Origin of the sequence: Vibrio ostreae, assembly GCF_019226825.1 — a bacterium.
Taxonomy (GTDB): Bacteria; Pseudomonadota; Gammaproteobacteria; order Enterobacterales; family Vibrionaceae; genus Vibrio; species Vibrio ostreae.
Window position 1 is genome coordinate 1,339,811 of record NZ_CP076642.1, and the last position, 20,360, is coordinate 1,360,170.

The window sequence follows — 20,360 nt, forward strand, 5'->3', positions numbered from 1 at the left end:
AGTACCAGGTCTTCCCGCCCGGTGTTGCTTGGTAAAATTTGAGCTTCAAGTATCTGACTTGTAACCAGGAACGCATTTTCAAAAGCAAAGTGACTGTTTAGAACAAGCGGCTGCTAAAAATGAATAACGCTCAATTGGCTGGCTATTTACAGTTGCGGGTACAGTGACGGAATTACACCATCTTCCTTGATGCGGATGAGAATTTTGCATCCAGCTCGAAACGCGTAGTTATAGAGAGTTCTGATTGAAAGGTCAACACGGCTTGGCTGTGTGAATGGGTTTTATCGATTAATTAATATTTTTATCATTTTATATTGTTGTTATAAAGCTATGATTTTTATTTGTTCTGAATTATCTATGGGGGCTAATTTTTTTATCCACTCAAATAAAGAGGTTTCTTTCTGCTAGGCTTTTAACTCATAAAGTGCCTGCATCATTTCGGGCGCTGTCGCGATTAAGCACGACACAGGTACGCTAACTCTAAGTCTGATAAATAGTACGCTGGACGCAGTTCGAATTAGCTTGGTTTCACTGTTGCGATGACTCATGGAAAACATGAGAGGTAAATCGTATGAAAAACTTACAAAACTCAGAAATTGAGGCTTTTAAAAATCAATTTGGTGGTGAAGTTATTTTGCCGACCGATCCCGCCTTTGAAGAAGTTCGTCAAATCTGGAATGCCATGATTGACCGTAAACCCGGTATCATCGCACGCTGCACATGTGCGGACGATGTGGTGTTGGCGGTTAATCTGGCCCGCGAGCACCAACTGTTATTGTCCGTGCGCGGTGGCGGCCACAATATTGCGGGTAATGCTGTGTGCGATGAAGGTCTGATGATTGATCTGTCGCTATTGAATCAGGTCGAAGTTGATCCCGATAAGCGTCTGGCGAGAGTCGGTCCGGGCTGCACCCTGGCTGATGTGGACGGGGCGACCCAGAAGCATGGGCTGGCAATGCCGGTCGGCATCAATTCCACTACCGGGATTGCCGGTTTAACCCTGGGTGGTGGATTCGGTTGGCTGAGCCGCAAGTATGGCATGACCATCGATAGTCTGGTCAGTGCTCACGTCGTCACTGCGGACGGGCGTCAGATCCTCGCCAGCGAAACAGAAAACAGCGACCTGTTTTGGGGGCTGCGCGGCGGCGGCGGTAACTTTGGCATCGTGACCCAGTTTGAGTTCAAACTGCATCCGGTGGGGCCAAATGTATTGAGCGGCTTGATGGTATTCCCTTTTGCGCAGGCCAAATCGATTCTGACGCAGTTTGCCCGCTTTACCCAAACCGCGCCGGATGAACTGAGCGTGTGGATGGTGGCCCGTAAAGCACCGCCACTGCCGTTTTTATCCGAAGACGTGCATGGTAAGGAAATCATTGCTCTGGCGATGTGCTACGTCGGCGATCCGGCGGAAGGCGAAAAACTGATTGCGCCATTACGTCAGTTTGGTGATGTGCATGGTGAACATATTGGCGTGCAGCCATTCTGTGACTGGCAACAGGCGTTTGATCCCTTGCTGACGCCGGGGGCTCGCAATTATTGGAAATCACATAACTTTACTGAGCTAAGTGAAGGTGCGATTGATTGCGCGATTGAGTATGCGGCCAGCCTGCCATCGCCGCAGTGCGAAATTTTTATTGCCTCACTGGGCTGTGCCACCGGACGCCCCGAACCGGATGCGATGGCATATTCCAGCCGTGATGCTAATTATGTACTCAATGTTCACGGTCGCTGGGATGCGAAAGAAGATGATGAAGCCTGTATTGAGTGGGCGCGTGAATTTTTCAGAAAAAGCAAACCATTTGCCAGTGGCGGGGCCTACATTAATTTTCTCACTCAGGATGAAGCCGACCGCACCGAATCCGCTTACGGACCGACCTTCAAGCGATTGCAGGCGATCAAGAAAAAATATGACCCGGATAATTTGTTCCGTATGAACCAGAATATCAAGCCCGCCTGACGGCGGATCGGTCTATGCCACGCTAACGATGGATCGCGACCGGGATGCGGCGCGGTCCGAAATTTTCGCGTGGCCCGGCAAAACGGCCGGGCAGCTGATGCCCGCAATGAAGGCAGTGCCCGGTGTCGTCGAGGGCATAATCACCAAGCTGATACCAGTCACGTTCAATCACCCGTTGATGGCATGCCGGGCAATAGGTGGCATCCGAGGCAGGATCATGTACGTTGCCGCAATAGACAAAGTGCAGGCCGTGAGCAAGGGCGATAGCGCGGGCGCGCAGCAAGGTATCGAGCGGTGTTCTCGGCTTATTGCGCATTTTAAAGTCGGGATGAAAGGCGCTGAAATGCAAGGGGATATCCGGGCCGAGATGGTCGGCAATCCACTGACACATCGCATGCAGCTCCTGATCGCTGTCGTTTTCATCCGGGATCAGTAAGGTGGTGATTTCCAGCCACACATCCGTTTCTTGTTTCAGATAGAGCAGCGTATCGAGCACCGGTTGTAGATGGCCATGGCAGATCTTGTGATAGAAATGCTCGCTGAAGCCTTTTAAATCGATATTAGCGGCGTCCATACAGCGATAAAACGCTTCTCTTGGCTGGTCACAGATATATCCGGCACTGACTGCCACGCTTTTCAGTCCGAGTTGGTGCGCGGCGAGCGCAGTATCCATGGCATACTCCATAAACACCACAGGATCGTTATAAGTAAACGCCAGACTTTTGCAGCCGTATTTGAGTGCGGTTTGCGCCAGTTCCTCGGGCATCGCGGTATCGCAAAGGGTATCGAACTGGCGTGATTTGCTGATATCCCAGTTCTGACAAAACTGACAGCTGAGGTTACAACCAGCCGTCCCGAAACTCAGTACGCTGGATCCGGGATAAAAATGGTTGAGCGGTTTCTTTTCAATCGGATCAATACAGAAGCCGGATGAACGGCCGTAACTGGTCAGAACGATCTCGCCCTGGTGATGAATACGCACAAAGCAGGCGCCGCGTTTGCCCTCACGCAGGGTGCATTGGCGCGGGCAGACATCGCAGCATACCCGGCCATCGGCCAGTTTATGCCAGTAACGGGTCGGGAAATAGTCGGGTGGAGAACCTTGCATAACCGATACCTTCTGTCTGCTGCATCATGACCTACACTGAAAGTATAGTTGATGGGATGTGGGCACAAAGCTAATGAAGTATCGTGACGCCGCCGTGGCCGGAAAGTTTTATCCGAGCACCCCGAATGAACTGAGACGTCAAATGACGCTCTATCTGGGCCATGAACCTGCCTCTGGACATCGGCAATACAATCAGCCTAAGGCGCTGATTGTTCCTCACGCCGGCTACTTTTATTCCGGTGAGGTGGCCGCACAGGCGTATCAGTGTCTGGCACCGTTTCGTTCGGTGATCACTCATGTTGTGTTGCTCGGCCCCAGTCATCATGTCGCCTTGCAGGGCGCAGCTGTACCTGACAGTGATGTGTTTATCACGCCTTTAGGTGAGGTAAAGATTGATAAGGCAGGTGTTGAAATGTTATTGCAGCGGCAATTGGTGATTCAATCTGAGCGCGCTCATCATTGGGAGCATGCACTGGAAGTGCAACTGCCGTTTTTGCAGCATTGCCTTGCCAACTTTACTGTCTTGCCGTTGGTGGTCGGTCCGAGTGAGCCGACTAAGCTGAAACAAATACTGACGTTATCATCGTTAGGAGACCAGACGTTGATCGTGGTGAGCAGTGACCTGAGTCATTATCATCCTTATCAGGAGGCGCAGCGTATTGACGCCGATACGGTTGAGCGGGTGTCTGCCCTGAGTACGGATATTCATTCTCACCAGGCTTGTGGCTGCTATGCCATTAACGGCTTACTGGAATTGGCCCGAGATCAGGCCTGGCAGATTGAGTGTCTGGCTCAGACCAACTCAGGTGAGGTGATGGCAAAACGCAAGCATCGCGCTGTCAAGGCTGATGAGGAAGTGGTGGGCTATGCCAGTTTTGTCTTGTATTAAGCTCAGCGATGACGAGCGCCGGGCATTGCTCGATTTGGTGTGGCAGGTGTTGGAACAGGCGCTCGCTGGTCGGGGCTTTCAGCTGCCGAATGCGCCGCAAAGTGAAACCCTGAGCCAACCTGCCGCCAGCTTTGTTACTCTGCATCACAACGGGCAACTGCGCGGCTGTATTGGTTCGTTGTCGGCCGATGAAGCGTTATGGAAAAACGTCTGTCACAATGCTTACGCCAGTGGATTTAAAGACGCGCGCTTTGCGCCGCTGACAGTGCAAGACAAGGCGGGATTAAGCGTTGAGGTTTCAGTATTGTCTACGTTCACTCCCGTCGAAAATCTGGGTGAGGTTGAATTGTTGCAGCGGCTCAGGCCAGCCATCGATGGCTTATTGCTTGAAGATCAGCGTCATCGCGCCGTCTTCCTGCCCTCGGTATGGCAAGCCTTGCCCGAGCCCGATCAGTTCGTGGCCGCGTTAAAAGCCAAAGGTGGCTGGCCGCCGGGCTATTGGAGCAAGGACATCGACATCCATTTATTTGCGACCACGGTCATCAGTGACAACGCAGGCTCGGTATAAATTCGCTCGTGTTAACACCTTATGGTTTAGCACTCAGCCGGGTGAACTCATCCCAGATGGCCTGACAGTCTTCTCTTCCCTGAGTGACATGAATCATGTCGAAGGCCGATTTGTCCGAGCCATCAAGGTAATCACGCAGGTGTTGGTCGGAAAAGCCATGCGCGGCCGCATCACGGTGTGACGACGCGTAATAACAGGTTTTGATACCGGCCCACATCATCACCGCGACACACATCGGGCACGGCTCACAGGTGGCGTACATCACACAATCGGACAGATCCAGGGTGTCGAGTTTTTTACACCCCTGTCGCACTGCGACCATTTCGGCATGGCCGGAAATATCGGTTTGTTCCAACACCGTATTGCCGACCGCACAAATGACTTCACCGTTGCGTACTAATGTGGCGCCAAATGGGCCGCCGGTGCCTTTTCTCAAACCTTCGATGGTGGTATCGCAGGCGAGCTGAAAATATTGATCGAGATGGGTTGGCACCGTTTGACACATAATGATGATCCGCAGTTGTTAAGGAAAGTGAAGTCACGAATTATATAGGATGTCGTTCTAACATGCTTTGCCACAAATCCGCTTGAACCCGCTTAAGGCGCAGGGTAGCGATTAATCACATTCTCCAGCGTCATAATGCCGAACATGATTTTTCTGACAAAGGATTCGGAGCTGCCGACAAAATAAAAGTGTGGATGGCGTGACCAGATACGCTGTAACTTTTTATCCAACTTGGCCGCCTGAGCCAGAGATTCATTACGGGTTGGATTATTGCTGCTGATGTCTTTACCCGAAGCCGCGGCTGACTCAAAAAGATCACGGCGTCGTAGCGGGCGATCTCTTTCTCGAAAGTGGAGTTAACCTGCTTGAAGAAGTCACTTTCCGAATTGGGCCAATAGGCGAGGCCATCGAGAGAGCCACGATCACAGACTAATAAACGGTCCGGATACTGCAGTTTATGAATATCTTCCAGGTTTCTCTGCAGCTGAAAAATGGTTTTCTGCACCATTTTTATCGCCTGCTCGTTATTACAGCGGGTTACGCCGCCTGAAAACAGCAGCGTTGCCGCTTCGGGGACCACAACGATCTGCTTTCCCAGTTCGCGTCGAAACAGATCCAGAGCGGTGGTTTTACCGCCGCCAGGGCCTCCGGTTACTACCACTTGTAATGGCTTTTTCATCAGTGCCTCGGTTGCGTTTTTGTGTTGTTTTAAGCATAGCCAAGAGCACCCAGGTAGGGCGGTAAAGATAGATGACTTAAAGTGAGCGAAAAGATCGTCGGTTATTAAATTACTTTTAGTTGTGCCAGATTTGGTGTCTGTGGGCCATTGTGAATCCCGGGCGTTAACGCTTGCTTAGCCAGCAGTTGGTCCAGTTCGGGTTTCGGCATTGAACGGTAAAAGTACCAACCCTGAATATAGCCCCAATGGCAGTTTTGCTTGATGATGTCGTGCTCGCGCTGGGTTTCAACCCCTTCAAATATCACTGGTCGGTTTAAACTGGTGAGCAGTTCCATTATCGGCCCAACCATCTTGCGTTTCACATCGTAATTCAATGCATTCACAAAAATCCGGTCTACTTTGATAAAGTCAAAATCGAGCTCGGTCAGCCACACCAGGTTGGCGACACCGGTGCCGAAATCATCCAGCACCACATTAAAACCGAACGATTTTGCCCGTTGGGAAAAATCCGACAGTTCAGTTAGTGGCAGAGAAATGCGCTCGGTGATCTCGATTTTGATCTGATCCGGATTAATGTTGTAGCATTGAACCAGTTCAAACAGGTAAGGCAGGTATTTCTGATCCTGTATTTCATAGGTATCAATATTTATGCCCAATGCAAAGGTTGGATACCTCTGTAATATCGGCGCCATTTCTGTAACCGAGTGTTCGGCGATAAAATAAGATAACTTCGGATAAAGATGCAGCTTTTCTGCAATAGCAATAAATACTTCAGGAGATACTCGGCCAAACTTGCTGTCATGCCAGCGTACCAAGCTTTCAACACCAATAATGTGGCGGTCATTCACCGCGATTACTGGTTGGTACTCCATAGTTAAGCTTTTCTCTTTTAATGCTTTACGAAAGCGGCTTTCCAGATAATTACGCTTTTGAAAAAAACTGAACCAGGCATAGGTGGCAATAAGACCAAACAACCCTGCGATGAATAATAAAACAAAAAATATGCCAGGAGGATAATGCGCTAACCCTGCAGCGTAATTATCAATATAGACACAGAAATTGTAATCATCATGACATAACTTCGTATGTATTTCTAATGGCGGGAATAATAGTTTCTTTGATTTGTTTGGTTGATAACGATAAAACACGTGCTGGCCATCATGGGTGCTTATTTGAAACCAGAAATGAGGTTGCTGTCTTATCAAAGATGCATAGAGATTGGGTTCATCGACAGAGAAAAACCGACCTTTTTGTACCAGGCTATAGGTTTGATCGGTCGGAAACAGATGACTGACTTGTGAGTAAAACACAAAGCTTAAAAATGCAGTTTCATTATTGGAAGCAATTTTAATCGGACCCAGTTTGCCCCAGTTTGCAGAGCACATCACGGTATCGCCTTCGATAAGGCCGAGGTCATAAATTTTACTGTTATGGTGAGTGAGTACTCTGAGAGAATTTAAGGTCTCTGAGTCACATTTAGGCTGTGGCAAAGTCTGCGCTGTATTCAATACCGCGATAATTTGCTCGGCGACTTGCACCGCTTCTTCATAGGCAAGTTGATTAAATCTCAGTTGTTCGTCTTTCTGAATATGATAAGTAATATAATCAACGACTAAGATTGTAATGACAGTGATAGTCAAAAAAACTAAGCATTGATAAAAACGTTTTACTATATCCATTTCCACGTCAAGGCAGGACAATTTCTGAGTGGTATTACTATTGATCGTTTGTTAATTCACATGCAAGAGAAATGTGATGTCTTTTACGCCTTGCTGTCTGTTAAGGGTGAGACTAATTATGGTACGTGAAAGGTAAGAAAGTGCGTTTAGTCGAAACAAAGCCAGAATAAGCCTTAACGCATGACTAAGCGTTGAAGTCTGCATGCTAGACCAATTCGATTTCAGTGCGTTTCTCATCGTGTAAGTTAAACGAACGTATTTCGATGGCGTTCGGATGAAACTCGCAGACGCTCAGCCGAGGATCAGGGATAAAATTATTGGGTTCGTAGCCGGAGCCTGTATCGATAAACAGTTTGTTTTTTCTGATCTTAGGGCAATCGAGAGGTGTGTGTCCGCACACGACAAAGTCCACGTTATCAATTAACTGCGCGCTGCTTCTCAGAATATCGTCTCTTCCCCACAGCATCCGATGGCGCAATTCCTCATCAATAAACTCAGCCTGTGGTGGCCAGTTGAAATACGGGTACTCGGCATGTAAAACACCGATCGTCTTATTGCCCACCGCGACACTGAGCGTCAGACTGTATTGGCTCACTACGATTTCCCGCGCAAGGGCTTGTTGTGCCGGACTGAGTTGTAGCCACCATTCACCGCCATTGAGCAGCCAGTTGCTTTGCCGGTCGGGCGATTCATCGTAACGTTGCAGAATGAAGCTTTCATGGTTACCCAATACCGGATAAAACCATTTCTCTCTGGCGAGGGTCAGACACTGCCAGGAGTCATTGCCCCGGTCAGTGAGATCGCCCACCGCAAACACCCGGTCGCGGTACTTGTCAAAATGAACCATCTTCAGCGCATGGATCAGCAAAGTGAAGTCACCGTGCACATCCCCGATAAACAGATCCCGCCCCGAGATATTGGCACTGATAGAGCGATGTAATGGCAGTTTTTCCAGCGCGTTCATCCTTCTTGCTACCTCAACTTTATCTGTTACTTAAGCTTAGCAGAGGTGGGTTTAGCTGTTTATGTAGAAGGTAAGTGAGGAAAGCCCTAATGCCCATTCACCTCAGCTAAAATGAAATCACGGAATACCTGGTTGGCGCGCGAGAGGTAACTGTCTTTGCGCCAGGCCAGGCTCAGATCTATTTCAAACGTTTCGGCAAATGGGCGGGTGACTATCTGGTCATCCTCGCGGATGGCAACCTGCCACATCGGAGAAATGGCGTAGCCCTGGCGGATAACGGATTTGATCAGTGGTAACAGGTTACTGATAAATGCCACCCGTGGCTTGATGTTCTCTTTGCGGCAGATACGATCGAGCAGAATGTGGTGATAGTAGCCCTTGCGGAACAGCACCAAATCATGGGAGAGAAAGTCGGCATATTCGATGACCTCTTTTTCGGCCAACGGGTGATCGACCGACATACAGACGACCATCTCTTCGCGAATTAACGGGCCGCTTTCGAGTTCCGGAGTGAGATCTTTACTTGCTACCACACCGAGTTCAACCTCGCCATCAAGCAGCATACGGCGAATATTGCGGGTACCAGTGTCCTGAATACTCATATCGATATTGGGATATTGATGGCGAAAGGCCATCAGCAGAGGCGGGAAGTAATAGGAGCCCAGCATGCTCGGTACGGCAATATCGACCTGCCCCTGATCCAACCCTTCCATGGCTTGCATCGCCAGTTTAGCGTCGTCTGCCTGGCGTAATATTTGCCGTGCATGCAATACGAATTCGCTGCCCGCTTTGGTCAGACTGATGCCGCGGTCACGGCGGTTGAACAGCGGTGTTTTCAGCTCCTGTTCGAGCTTTTTGATGCTGCTGCTGATGGCTGGCTGAGCCAGATTGAGTACCCGGGCTGCGGCTGAAATCGACCCCTGTTCCACGGCAGTGACAAAGTGCTTTAACTGTCTGAGTTCCATATGTGTTCATCCCTTACCTGAACTGAATGCCGATGTCATTGTTTTTTCTTAGGGTATAAATTTTATCTATGGATTAGATAAATACAAAATATTTTTTTTATTGCTTATGGACCGATACCCTATCGCTGTAACCCGTTCCCTTGTTCCGTCACCTGAGTAAGTCGTTAGCAGTGAAAAAAACAGCCCATTACAGCCGAGTCGTTATTTGTGTTTGTCTATTTTCGATAGTCACCTTTGCCAATATCTATTGGTTGCAGCCGTTGTTGCCCGTGATTCAGAAAGAATTTGAGGTAAGCTCTCTGGCCGCTAACCTGGCTATGTCTGCACCTTTGCTGGGTATGGGATTAGGACTGCTTATTTTCGCCAGCGTGTCGGATGCGATAGGTCGTTGTAAAGTGCTGCTGGTCGGGACGGCGATTGGCTTATTGGTGTCTGTGGTTTTGCCGTTGGTGCACAACTATCAGCTGTTTCTTACGCTGCGCTTTTTGCAGGGTGTGTTTCTGGCGGTGACGCCGGCGCTGGCGGTGCCACTGATGGGCGAAGAGCTGAGAAAAAGCTGGCTCGCCGGTGCGGTTGGTTTTTACGTGGCATCGAATACGCTGGGCGGGATTTGCAGCCGCTTACTTGGTGGCCTGAGTACCGAATATCTGGGCAATTGGAACTATGCCGGTTATGTGATTGCCGGCCTCAGCCTGGTTTTGTATGCCATCATCTATTATCTGTTACCTGCGCAACGCCACTTTAAGCCGGCGCCACTTAAAGTGGGTAAGTGTTTGAAAGCGTATGGCTATCATCTGAAAAATCCGCAGTTAGTGATCCTTTATCTGTTGATTGGTCTGGCATTCGGCACTTTTGTTAACTTGTCTAATTACCTGATGCTGGTGCTGAGCGAGTTTCCGTATAACCTGCCAAGTGATGTGCGCAGTCTGATGTTCCTGACTCTGCTCGGCGGAACGACCAGCTCTTCGCTGGCCGGTAAATTTGCCAAGAAGTTCAGCCAGATCGCGGGTGTTGCGTTTGGCGCCGTCATCATGCTGATGGCCAACTTCCTGATGAGCTGGGCGAACATCTATACCATGGTGATTGGTATGGTGATTGGTATGGTGATGGTGTCGGTCGGTTTCTTCTTCTGTCATGCTCAGGCCAGTACTTTGATTGGTCGTAAAGTGACCCAATCAAAAGGCAGCGCTCAGGCACTTTATAGTTTGTTCTATTACTCCGGTGCCAGCTTAGGTGTGTTCTTTCTGGAGCCTTTCTATCAAACCTGGGGTTGGCAGGGCATTCTGGGGGCGACCCGTATCGCCCTGGCGTTGTGTATTTTGCTCGTCATTATTTACCAGTGGATCAGCGCCTATAAAGACAGCCATTCTCACGCAATGTCTTAAGCTCTATAAATAGGTTTAGTTTGGTTGAACGCTGGTAGCTAACCGACTCTGCCTGATTGGAAAGGCGGTTAGAGTATGGAATGGATGGCGCAGGGAAGAACAACAGATTATCTGGCAATAAACTCCGGGTGTCAGTAAACACAACCTAGGTTTCCGGAAAGCAAAAGAGCCGCGCGAGCGGCTCTTTGCGTAAACGCTTGGTGCCATCAGACTGCGGCTACCCACTGCTTGTTGTGATACTGCCAAACCTGGTTGTTGTCATCAATCTGATACAGGAACAGCCAGCCATTATCCACCAAAGACGCAACGTCCTGATGGCGAGCCATAATGGCCTCAATGGCGTACTGTGGAGCCTGAATAAAAGTACTCAGGCGCACAGGCTGATGACGGTACTCTGTGCCGTCATGCACGGATTGCTGAGATAAACCAATACGCAGGTCACCGCCGTTGCCTTCAAACACACCAATATGGCCACCGACCACGTTATGCAGCAGTTTGTTACCACTGCCGTATTTTTCCGGCGTCGTGACTGACGCATAATATTGCAGATTAATCCAGTTCATCACCAGCAGAGGCGCAGTCATGATCTTTTCCAGTTGGCTGAACTCCGGATCCTGACTGACATGGTATTCATGTAAGAAGGCCCGGCCGTCAAAATTGAGTCCGCGGGTCAGGTGACGTGGTGCGATAAACACGCCAGCGTTGTTACACAAACCCCATTCCGGACGCATCTGAGCCCAGTTGGTGGCACGTTGCTTAAAGAAGCGGCTTAATTGCGCATTATCTTCCGCTTTGGTGCCATCGAACAGTTTGGCACGTTCTCGGCGCGCGTGGTCACTGGCTGCGCTGAGGTTCTGTTTCCAGGAAAGCGGTGCATCGGGCGCATCAAACACCTGATAATCGTCGGTGGTTGTATTGTGCAGCGCGGCAAAGAAGTGGGTGTCTTTCGGAACAACCACCCCAAATTCTGCCATAACCAGACGCACAGCGGAGTCGTTGAGCAGACTCGCCAGGACTTTCACGTTGACTTCGCCGGTTTGACCGCCACACGCACCGCAGTCGAGACCCGATGACGTATGGTTGTTGCAGGTCTGGCTACCGTGACCGGTTAACAGCACGACTTTTGCCAGGCGTTGGCTGATGCCCATTGCTTTAAGAATCCCGGCGCCAAGTTCTGCCTTCTCACGCACGCTAAGCGTGATCTGGTTACGTTTCAGTTGCCACTCTTCGTTACCACGCGCATCGCGGTTAATCGGGTTTTCAGTCCCATCTTGCATCACTACCCGTTTAAACAGGCTGACCAGTTTTAGCAGGCCACCGGCTTCGACCATGCCCAGATTGGAGGATGGTTTTTCCAGACTGTTCTGCCAGCCCAGTTTTGTCACCCGCAGCCAGCGATCCGGTTGCAGTTGGGTCTGCTGCGCAACCAGAGTAGGAGCCAACAGGCCCGGTAACTGAGGACGATGAATATTGCCATCCTGAGTCTGATAAGCGATAGGGATACCAAAGAAGCCGGCAAAACCCAGTGTCTCGATGTGGCTGCCTTGTGCTTCCAGCGCACGACGCATACGTTCCGAACGTACATCAATACAGAAAATAGCCTGCAGTTCAGGACGATTCGGGTCTTGCTGAGTAGTGACGTTCTGCACTTGAGTGATCCAGTCTTTTTGTACACTCAGTTCAAGGGCGCGTTGCCATACCCAGATTGGTGCCAGTTGCTGTTCCGCTAACTGGTACATTTGGCGAACATTAGTCGCTTGATGGCGCAGTAACTGACGGATTTTCAGCGCGGTTTCCAGATGATTTTTCTGCAGCCACTGCATCAGGACACTGTTCCAGGCCAGCAAGATAGCAGTCAGTCCCAGCGCATGGGGCAGATCGGCTTGCTTATTGGCAAGGTTAGCCTGCCAGTCTTGCCAGGATTGCCATCCCGCCCAGCCGGACAATTGATGTAACAGGGCACGCAGCGATGCGTAAGCGCCGTCTTCATCGGTCCAGATGTCCTGCCACAGCGGTCCGACGGTATCAAGCAGGTCATAGATCGAGCCGGGTAAAGTACGGAAATAAGGCAAAAGATCGACGCCCAGCAAGGTTTTGATCCCTTTGTCGCGTGCAACGACTTCAAGCCAGCTCTGGTACAGGTGTTCACCGTTTTTACCTTCAGAATCGAAACGTTCCGGGTATTGGTGGTACAGCGCGATGAACTGGCTGACCTGCTGAACGATTTCCTGCACCCAGCTGTGCCCTTGAGTGGAAGGGATTTCTTCATCCATCAACATGCCCAGAGTTTTCCAGCGGGTCAGCGGTGCTTGCGGGCGCTGAATGTCTTCTTCCAGCTGGGCTATGGTCATGTCGACGCCAAGCTGCTCAATCGCTGAGGCCAGATGTTGCGGCTGAATCTCGGTCTTCCAGCGCTGCTGATAGTAACTTTTGTCCATCAGGCTGGTTTCGCCGGTCAGAACCGCCTGCTCGGCGAAGGTCTTTTCAATACTGTCATGACGTTGTTGCCACCAAGGGTTAACCGCAATGGACTGATCCAGCGGCCAGGCCGGTGCGATAGAAGCGGAAACTTGTTTGGCGATTGTTGCGTATGGAAGCGCGTGTTTTTGTTCGATCATTATTTTGCCTCTGGTTCCATTTGCACTTGAGCTTGTTGCAGTTCAAGCAGTGACTGGCTTGGCCACCATTTCAGGGTCAGGCGGGTCGCCCATTCGTCCAAATACGCACCGGCGTTGAGCCAGATAAACAGTCGTTTAACCCAACCGACATGCGGGCTATATTGTAGTGCCAGTGACAGAGCAAACAGCAGGATAAACATCAGCGCGACCAGGCCATCAGCGGCCAGGTTGAGCGGGACGTTCAAGCCGGTAATCTGTGCCAGTGAATGTTTGGCTGTGGTGTACAGGGTCAAGAGGCCTGCCGCGAATGCCAATGTGATCATCAGACGTGGCAGCATGGTTTTATCCCAAGCGGTCACGCTCGGCACAATCAAAGCACTTAGTGCGAACCACACCAATATGGTGGCGGCAAAACTGGTCATCACAGCAAACTGCCATTGAGCAACAGCCAGCATCAGTGAAGAGAGCAGCAACGCGACACACCAGTTACGAACCTTAGGTTTGACTTCACCGGCCAGTTTGGCGGCCAGATAGTGGTTAACCGTGTTGCCACTGTTAAGGAACGAGTACGCTTTATAAAACGAGTGGGCAAACAGGTGCAGCAGAGCCATCTCATACAGACCCAGGGCAATTTCAACCAGCATCAGACCCATTTGCGAGCTGGTCGACCATGCCAGTTTCACTTTGATACTGATGCGGGTGGTGCTGACCAGACCAGCAATGACGGTACTGATACCGGCACAGACGATGATGAGCCAGCAAGCGATACTGCTGGATGCCAATACCGGTGCGAAGAACAGCAGCAGGATACCGCCCAGGTTGACGATACCGGCGTGCAGCAGTGCTGAGACCGGAGTCGGTGCTTCCACCACCTGCATCAGCCAGCCGTGTACAGGCAATTGAGCACATTTGATCATCGCGACCAATGCCAAAAGTACTGCAGCAATATTAAGGTGCAGACTGCTGTGAGCAAACGAAGTCTGGCGGACGATGTCGCTGATGTAAGGTGTCTGGAACTGATGGTAAAGCGCAAAGAAGGCACCGGCCAGCAGCAGTTCGCTGAAACGAGCCAGCAGGAACTTCTTGTGCGCAGCCAATTGAGCACGCGGGCGCTGCGGATAAAACAGAATCAGTTGGTGCAGACATAGACTGACACTGACCCAGGCTGCCCAGAACAGCAGCAGGTGGTCGCTGAGTATCACTACAACGACGGCTGAAATTGTCATGATAAGGGAACGAAGAAAGCGAGCGCGATCCGCTTCGCCACTGAAGGCCACCCAACTATAACGTACGATAGTGAATCCTAAAATCGCCACCAAACCGAGTAACATCAGTTTGAGGGGCGTCACTAAAAACAGAGAAAACATGACTATCCTCACAGTTCCAAAAGTCGCGGCTATTGTGAAACTGTCTGATTGTTAAGTAAAATATATAATAATTTATGAATCGTTCTGTTTTAGAGAATTATGAGTCGTTTAAACTACCATCATCTGTACTATTTCTGGCAAGTCGCCAAGCAGGGTAACCTGACTCAGACTGCGCAGAAGTTGCATGTGTCTCAGTCTGCTCTTTCTTCACAAATCAAGCAGTTAGAGCAAACTTTGGATGTGCAGTTGTTCACCAGAAAAGGGCGTGCACTGACCCTGACCGAGAGCGGATATCATGCGCTGAGCTATGCCGAAGAAATCTTCAAAAATGGTGAAGAGCTGGAAAAATTATTGACCAGTGGCAAAGCATTACCTGGCGCAACCATCCGGATTGGAATCCTATCGACTATCTCGCGTAACTTTATAGAGCAGTTTATTCAGCCACTTATCAACCAGGAAGACTGTCGTTACACCCTACAGTCGATGAGTCAGACCGGTTTGCTGACCGCTTTGGGAGAACACCAGCTCGATATGGCATTGACTAACATTCCGGTCAGAGGTTCGAATAAACAGAACTGGCAAAGCCGGGTTCTGGCGCGTCAGGCGGTGTCGATCATCGGGCCGCCGGGGTTAGATCTGGGCAAAGATCTCGGCGCCAGTTATCGCGACCGCCGTTGGGTTTTACCGTACGGAGAAAATCCGCTGCGCGCTGCTTTTGATGCTTTTGCGGCTCAATATCAGCTACATCCCCACATTATCGCCGAATCTGATGATATGGCGATGCTGCGTCTTTTGGCCCGTGACACCGGCGCACTGGCCGTAATGCCGGACGTGGTAGTAAAAGACGAACTCGATAACGGCATTCTGAAAAGTTATCTGGTACTGCCAAGCGTATTCGAAAACTTCTACGCGGTTACGGTCAAGCGGCGTGTGGTGCATCCTAAGCTGGATACCTTGTTCAGGCCATTATTATGACCCGTCCTGTCTGGCGCTTGTTTTATATACGGGAATAGGGCAGTCTGAGGATTCCTTTTTCTCACTCAATGTCAAACTTACCCTTGAAAGGCAAACGCTGAGCAGGTGGCTGCTCGCGTCTCTCCTGACACTGTCGGACGTTTGTAAGGATACAAGATGTCATTACGAGACAGATTCCTGGCCCTGGCGATTGTGCTGGTCTGGGGTGTGAACTTCGTGGTTATCAAAGTCGGATTACAGGGGATGCCACCGCTGCTGCTGGCAGGCTTGCGGTTTGCTTTGGTGGCCTTTCCTGCCCTGCTGTTTATCAAGCGTCCCACCTTACCGCTGAAATGGCTGGTGGCCTACGGACTGACCATCAGTTTTGGTCAGTTTGCCTTATTGTTCTGGGCGCTGAGTATCGGCCTTGCCGCAGGATTAGCTTCGTTGCTGTTACAGGCGCAGGCTTTTATTACTCTGGCGTTTGGTTGTGTGCTGTTGAAAGAAAAAATTCGTCGCCATAATGTGATAGCGGTCATCACTGCGGGAGCGGGGATTTATCTGCTCGCAGTGGCGCAAGGCGCGGGAACCGCATCACTGACAGCTGCTACCTTGCTGTTAATCATCGGCGCGGCCACCTGTTGGGCATTGGGTAACATCACCAATAAGGTGATCATGCAAAACTACGCCGTTCCGACCATGTCTTTGATCGTGTGGAGTGCGTTAGTACCAATGTTCACGTTTGCTGTTGCTTCACTCTGGATTGAAGGACCTCAGACCATTGCTGAGTCGCTGCTCAATATGCAGTGGCATAATTTGTTCTCGGTGGTTTACCTTTCTTTACTTGCCACGATCGTCGGATATGGCGGCTGGAGCTACTTGTTGAGCCGTTATCCCACCGCATTGGTTGCTCCGCTTTCGTTGCTGGTTCCGGTATTCGGACTACTGAGCGCCTGGCTGCTGCTGGATGAGAGCCTTACTCTGTATCAAATCGCAGGCGTAGTGGTCATTGCGGTCGGGCTGGTGATTAACGTTTTTGGCCAGCGTTGGTTTGGTCGCCAAGCTGAGCCGGCTTCTTCTCTGGCCAGATAATCCATCGATATACGGATGAGACAACGTGGTCGGAAAGGGCAAGCGACTCGATCCTTAATGAATTCTTTACTATTTTAAGACGTGGAGGCAAAAATAATGACAGAGAATAAACGACCGGTAAATTCCCATCGCGCTTACCATGCTCATGTGTACTTTGATGCGCAAACGCTGGAGTTTGCCTCACGACTGGTGCATGAAGCGGGGGAGCGTTTCCCTGTGAAAATCGGTCGGGTGCACGAAAAACTGGTGGGCCCTCACCCGAAATGGAGTTGCCAGATTAAGTTTACTTCACACGATTTCGATCAGTTAGTGCCTTGGTTGGACGAAAACCGTAATGGTTTGTCGGTACTGGTTCATGCGCTAACCGGTGATGAAATCGAAGATCATACTCTGTATGCCTGGTGGCTGGGTGACAGCCTGAAACTGGACCTGTCGGTATTTGACAGCTCTTCGATTGAAGACTGAGTTGCAGCGCTTGGGGCCAAAGCCACTGAGTTACAGAGGCAAAGCGCCGCATTACGGCTCGTTTTGATGTTATTGCCAATCACCGCATTGAACTGGCGGTCACTTTCACTTCTGCATCCTGGGTAAATACTTCACCCATACGCTCAGCCTGAGCGCACCAGCCAGCGAAACAGCTTAAATTGGCTGGGAAGATAAAACAGATATTCAGGGTGCCACTGCACGCCGTAGATAGGCTTTTCTTGATTACTTTCAATTGCCTGAGTGAATTGGTCAAGATCTCGACCGACGACGCGCAGGCCATTACCGACATCCTTGATCGCCTGATGATGCAGGCTGTTGACCCGTAATTTCGATTTGCCACACAAGGCAAACAAATGTGAGTCTGTATCGACAAAGACTTGCTTGGTTGGCAGCAGGCCCGGGCGGTTATAGGTTCGTTTGCGCAATACGGAAATATCGGAATATAAGTTGCCGCCGAGAACGACATTGATTAGTTGCGAGCCGCGACATATCCCTAATAAGGGAGTATTGCGTTCTAATGCCCACTTGATCCAACGTATCTCTAATGTGTCCCGCTCGGGGTCAAACTCATCTTTTTCACTGGCTTGGCCTCCATAGTGCTCGGGATCGATATCATCGCCCCCGCCCACGATCAGACCATCCAGTGGCTGACCGGACCAATGATGTTTAACGCTAATCCTTTCTGCTTGAGCGCCGGCAAGTGCCAGCGCCAGCTTCGTGCACCACCAGGAGGGTGACCAACTGCGATGGTTACCGGTTACTCCAATTCTCGGCTTTTTATCCACTGTTTGACTTCCTTGATCCAATCATTGCGTTTCACGCCGATTACAGGCAGAGACATTGCTTTAAAGCGGCGGGCTAAAAAGTTTAACGCTTCTGGGTCTGCTGCCAATACCTCAACTAAATGCCAGATGTTCCATGAGCTTGCAAAACTCCAGTGGGTATTCTCGATCAAGCAGTCGGGCAGGCGATAATGAAATGTAGGTCTTGGATTAATTTTGGTGTCTTTGACCGTCTGCTTGACTTTGTCTTGGTCAATGGACGCAAACAGCGGCAGCATATCCAAAGCGCGGTTGCGACTTGGATTATGTTCCAGGTAATCATCCATCAGCTCATCGATAGTCTGGTACTGTTTGGTGAGCAGTACTTCAACGTAATCTTCAGTATACAACTGGATATACGGGCTGATTTTGCGGGATACGTTAACGTCATGCGCTTTGTCGAGGCACCACTGTAATAGTCCGAACGATTTCAGATAGGCATGCAGGGTGTGAACATCTAATGATGGGGTTTCCGGATTAATGTGAACACCAAAAGCGGCGATGACAGAATCATCTGTACCTTTTGCCCCGGCATTTCTCAGGGCTGGTATCAGTTTATCTAAATGATCCAGTTTATCGAGAGGGAATGGAGGAGTAACTATTTCTATAGGTACCACTGATAGAGCAATTTTGTGTAAAAAATCGACCCACTCGTGTCCGTGATCCTTAAGCTTGGCTTCCAGCGCGGTGTTCTTGAGGAACTCCCAGTCTAACTCAACTTTAAACTTGCCATATTCTGGGGTCTGCAAGTCATACTCAACCGCGGACTTCTTCTCTAGCTCACCGCCGAAAGTATCCTGCATAATTTGTGTCACTGCGCTGATTGTCAGCCCGGTAAACTCGATTTCGAACCCAACACGGCGGGTAGCGCCATCGTCGGTCGTTGTTAAAGGCGGAGTTTTAAAAGCCATCATTGCCTCCACTCGTTGATTGGGGAATAGACTTTGACCGTTATACGAAAGATTACTCTAAAACCATGACAAAAAATGTGAAACTTTACAAGGCGGTATGTATCGAGATTGCGTATAGCGCAATCATACATTGGTGTAGCGATTAACTGATAATGATTTTCATTGCGGCCATTTATAATGTGATGCATAATCACTGACAATTTTAGTCATATCAATGCTATTCGCTTTAACCTGAAGATGGAATTTTCGATGCTCAGAAAGCTTTTACTTCTTATCTCCCTGACGACCAGTTCTTTTGCCTTTTCAGCGGTGACGACCGTCACTGATGTTCTGGGGCGCGAGGTGACATTCGATGCCCCCGCCAAACGGGTTATTGTCGGTTTTTATCCTGAAGATTATATGGCTATCGGTACGGAAGCGGCATACGACAATGTCGTCGGTATGTCTAAATATATCTGGCAGGCCAGGGCGATGAACTGGGAGATGTACGTTAAGCACCGTCCATCATTAGACGACATTCCGGAGATTGGCCGGGTGGACACCAACGCGTTTTCTCTCGAAAAGGTGCTTGGGTTGCAGCCTGATCTGATCATGCTGGCCGATTGGCAATATAAAGCGTTGTCGTCAGAAATGGAACGCTTAGAACAAATCGGTATACCAGTGGTCGTGGTCGATTACAATGCGCAGACGGTTGAGCGGCATGTGAAAAGTACCCGTTTGATTGGCGAGATTACCGGTCAGCAGGCGCGTGCTGAAAAGATTGCCACTGAATATCAGGATAATGTGGCGATGATTTCACAGCGATTGGAGAAAGCCGGCCTTGCGAAGCCGACGATCTACACGGAATTTGGCGCCAATGGCGTGGCTGATATTGGTTACACCTTTGGTAAGAATATGTGGGGGCGATCAGCACCACGGCTGGTGGTGAGAACATCTCTAAGCCGTTTGTCGAATGGTGGGGTAAACTCAACCCGGAACAGATCATTGCCAGCAACCCGGATGTGATTGTGATTACCGGTTATGAAACCAGCAGTGCTGACAACGGGATGAAGATAGGGCAGGGTGTGCAAGAGCAGGTCTCGCAGCGGGCTTTAGCAGGGTTTAAACAGCGTTTGGGCTGGTCGTCACTGAATGCGGTGAAAAATAATCGCATGTACGCTGCGTATCACGGCGCATGCCGAACGATTATGGATGGCGCAATGATTCAGTTTTACGCCAAAGCTCTGTATCCGGAGTTGTTTGCAGATTTGAACCCGGAGCAGGCTTACCTGCAATTCTATGAAAAGTATCTGCCGGTTGTTCCGCAAGGGACGTTTATGACTAAACTTCCTTAAGTTAAGTGGTCGTAGATTAAATGGATAATGATCCTGCTCGTACGCTGCGGGCAGGAGGCGGATAGCGTGACGCCACGG

General features: G+C 50.0%; 17 protein-coding genes, 1 pseudogene and 1 riboswitch. Of the genes and pseudogenes, 8 read left to right on the forward strand and 10 right to left on the reverse strand.

What is annotated here, in order from left to right:
- Positions 1-28: 28 nt before the first annotated feature.
- A riboswitch (cobalamin riboswitch) is annotated at positions 29-230 on the reverse strand.
- A 341-nt stretch (positions 231-571) separates the two neighbouring features.
- The gene (locus KNV97_RS05815; RefSeq protein WP_218561766.1) at positions 572-1,957 is read left to right on the forward strand and encodes an FAD-binding oxidoreductase; all 1,386 of its coding nucleotides are present in this window, start codon (positions 572-574) and stop codon (positions 1,955-1,957) included.
- 22 nt (positions 1,958-1,979) lie between these two features.
- Here the strand turns inward: KNV97_RS05815 and amrS are convergent, their stop codons facing one another.
- The gene (gene amrS, locus KNV97_RS05820; RefSeq protein ID WP_218561767.1) at positions 1,980-3,065 is read right to left on the reverse strand and encodes an AmmeMemoRadiSam system radical SAM enzyme; all 1,086 of its coding nucleotides are present in this window, start codon (positions 3,063-3,065) and stop codon (positions 1,980-1,982) included.
- 73 nt (positions 3,066-3,138) lie between these two features.
- Here amrS and amrB point away from each other — a divergent pair, with 73 nt between their 5' ends.
- Positions 3,139-3,954 (forward strand): AmmeMemoRadiSam system protein B, encoded by an 816-nt coding sequence (gene amrB / locus KNV97_RS05825; RefSeq protein WP_218561768.1) that lies wholly within the window; start codon positions 3,139-3,141, stop codon positions 3,952-3,954.
- On the forward strand, positions 3,932-4,522 hold the full coding sequence (amrA, locus tag KNV97_RS05830) for an AmmeMemoRadiSam system protein A (RefSeq protein ID WP_218561769.1): 591 nt from the start codon (positions 3,932-3,934) through the stop codon (positions 4,520-4,522). Before amrB ends, amrA begins: the two co-directional genes overlap by 23 nt.
- Before the next feature lie 19 nt (positions 4,523-4,541).
- On the opposite strand, the gene KNV97_RS05835 is transcribed toward amrA, so the two are convergent.
- The 5 genes from KNV97_RS05835 to KNV97_RS05855 form a co-directional block, all read right to left on the reverse strand.
- A complete protein-coding gene (locus KNV97_RS05835; RefSeq protein WP_218561770.1) occupies positions 4,542-5,027 on the reverse strand; it encodes a nucleoside deaminase in 486 nt (161 codons plus the stop codon).
- A 130-nt stretch (positions 5,028-5,157) separates the two neighbouring features.
- Positions 5,158-5,706 (reverse strand): AAA family ATPase, encoded by a 549-nt coding sequence (locus KNV97_RS05840; RefSeq protein ID WP_256611578.1) that lies wholly within the window; start codon positions 5,704-5,706, stop codon positions 5,158-5,160.
- A gap of 104 nt (positions 5,707-5,810) precedes the next feature.
- A complete protein-coding gene (locus tag KNV97_RS05845; RefSeq protein WP_218561771.1) occupies positions 5,811-7,385 on the reverse strand; it encodes an EAL domain-containing protein in 1,575 nt (524 codons plus the stop codon).
- Positions 7,386-7,590: 205 nt separating this feature from the next.
- Positions 7,591-8,349 (reverse strand): metallophosphoesterase, encoded by a 759-nt coding sequence (locus KNV97_RS05850; protein ID WP_218561772.1) that lies wholly within the window; start codon positions 8,347-8,349, stop codon positions 7,591-7,593.
- 86 nt (positions 8,350-8,435) lie between these two features.
- Positions 8,436-9,314 carry a LysR family transcriptional regulator gene (locus tag KNV97_RS05855; RefSeq protein ID WP_136487392.1) on the reverse strand — a complete coding sequence of 293 codons (879 nt, stop codon included), beginning with the start codon at positions 9,312-9,314 and terminating at the stop codon, positions 8,436-8,438.
- Positions 9,315-9,484: 170 nt separating this feature from the next.
- Between KNV97_RS05855 and KNV97_RS05860 the strand changes: the two genes are divergently transcribed.
- Positions 9,485-10,699 carry an MFS transporter gene (locus tag KNV97_RS05860; RefSeq protein WP_218561773.1) on the forward strand — a complete coding sequence of 405 codons (1,215 nt, stop codon included), beginning with the start codon at positions 9,485-9,487 and terminating at the stop codon, positions 10,697-10,699.
- A 206-nt stretch (positions 10,700-10,905) separates the two neighbouring features.
- Here KNV97_RS05860 and KNV97_RS05865 read toward each other — a convergent pair whose 3' ends face one another.
- Both KNV97_RS05865 and KNV97_RS05870 read right to left on the reverse strand, forming a co-directional pair.
- The gene (locus KNV97_RS05865; protein WP_218561774.1) at positions 10,906-13,317 is read right to left on the reverse strand and encodes a DUF2309 domain-containing protein; all 2,412 of its coding nucleotides are present in this window, start codon (positions 13,315-13,317) and stop codon (positions 10,906-10,908) included.
- Positions 13,317-14,684, reverse strand: coding sequence for an NADH-quinone oxidoreductase subunit L (locus tag KNV97_RS05870; protein WP_218561775.1), 1,368 nt, complete (start codon positions 14,682-14,684; stop codon positions 13,317-13,319). The genes KNV97_RS05865 and KNV97_RS05870 overlap by 1 nt, the downstream gene beginning before the upstream one ends.
- A 99-nt stretch (positions 14,685-14,783) precedes the next feature.
- Between KNV97_RS05870 and KNV97_RS05875 the strand changes: the two genes are divergently transcribed.
- From KNV97_RS05875 to KNV97_RS05885, 3 genes are all read left to right on the forward strand, one after another.
- A complete protein-coding gene (locus KNV97_RS05875) occupies positions 14,784-15,659 on the forward strand; it encodes a LysR family transcriptional regulator (protein WP_136487388.1) in 876 nt (291 codons plus the stop codon).
- A 156-nt stretch (positions 15,660-15,815) separates the two neighbouring features.
- The gene (locus KNV97_RS05880) at positions 15,816-16,730 is read left to right on the forward strand and encodes an EamA family transporter (RefSeq protein ID WP_136487387.1); all 915 of its coding nucleotides are present in this window, start codon (positions 15,816-15,818) and stop codon (positions 16,728-16,730) included.
- Between the two features lie 96 nt (positions 16,731-16,826).
- Positions 16,827-17,195 (forward strand): DOPA 4,5-dioxygenase family protein, encoded by a 369-nt coding sequence (locus KNV97_RS05885; protein WP_136487386.1) that lies wholly within the window; start codon positions 16,827-16,829, stop codon positions 17,193-17,195.
- Between the two features lie 143 nt (positions 17,196-17,338).
- Here the strand turns inward: KNV97_RS05885 and KNV97_RS05890 are convergent, their stop codons facing one another.
- Together KNV97_RS05890 and KNV97_RS05895 are read right to left on the reverse strand one after the other, a co-directional pair.
- The gene (locus KNV97_RS05890; RefSeq protein WP_136487385.1) at positions 17,339-18,001 is read right to left on the reverse strand and encodes a gamma-glutamyl-gamma-aminobutyrate hydrolase family protein; all 663 of its coding nucleotides are present in this window, start codon (positions 17,999-18,001) and stop codon (positions 17,339-17,341) included.
- Complete coding sequence (locus KNV97_RS05895) at positions 17,974-18,951, reverse strand: amidoligase family protein (RefSeq protein WP_256611587.1); 978 nt, start codon at positions 18,949-18,951, stop codon at positions 17,974-17,976. The genes KNV97_RS05890 and KNV97_RS05895 overlap by 28 nt, the downstream gene beginning before the upstream one ends.
- Before the next feature lie 480 nt (positions 18,952-19,431).
- On the opposite strand from KNV97_RS05895, the pseudogene KNV97_RS05900 reads away from it, so the two are divergent.
- Positions 19,432-20,282 (forward strand): annotated as a pseudogene (locus tag KNV97_RS05900) (ABC transporter substrate-binding protein).
- Positions 20,283-20,360: the final 78 nt, after the last annotated feature.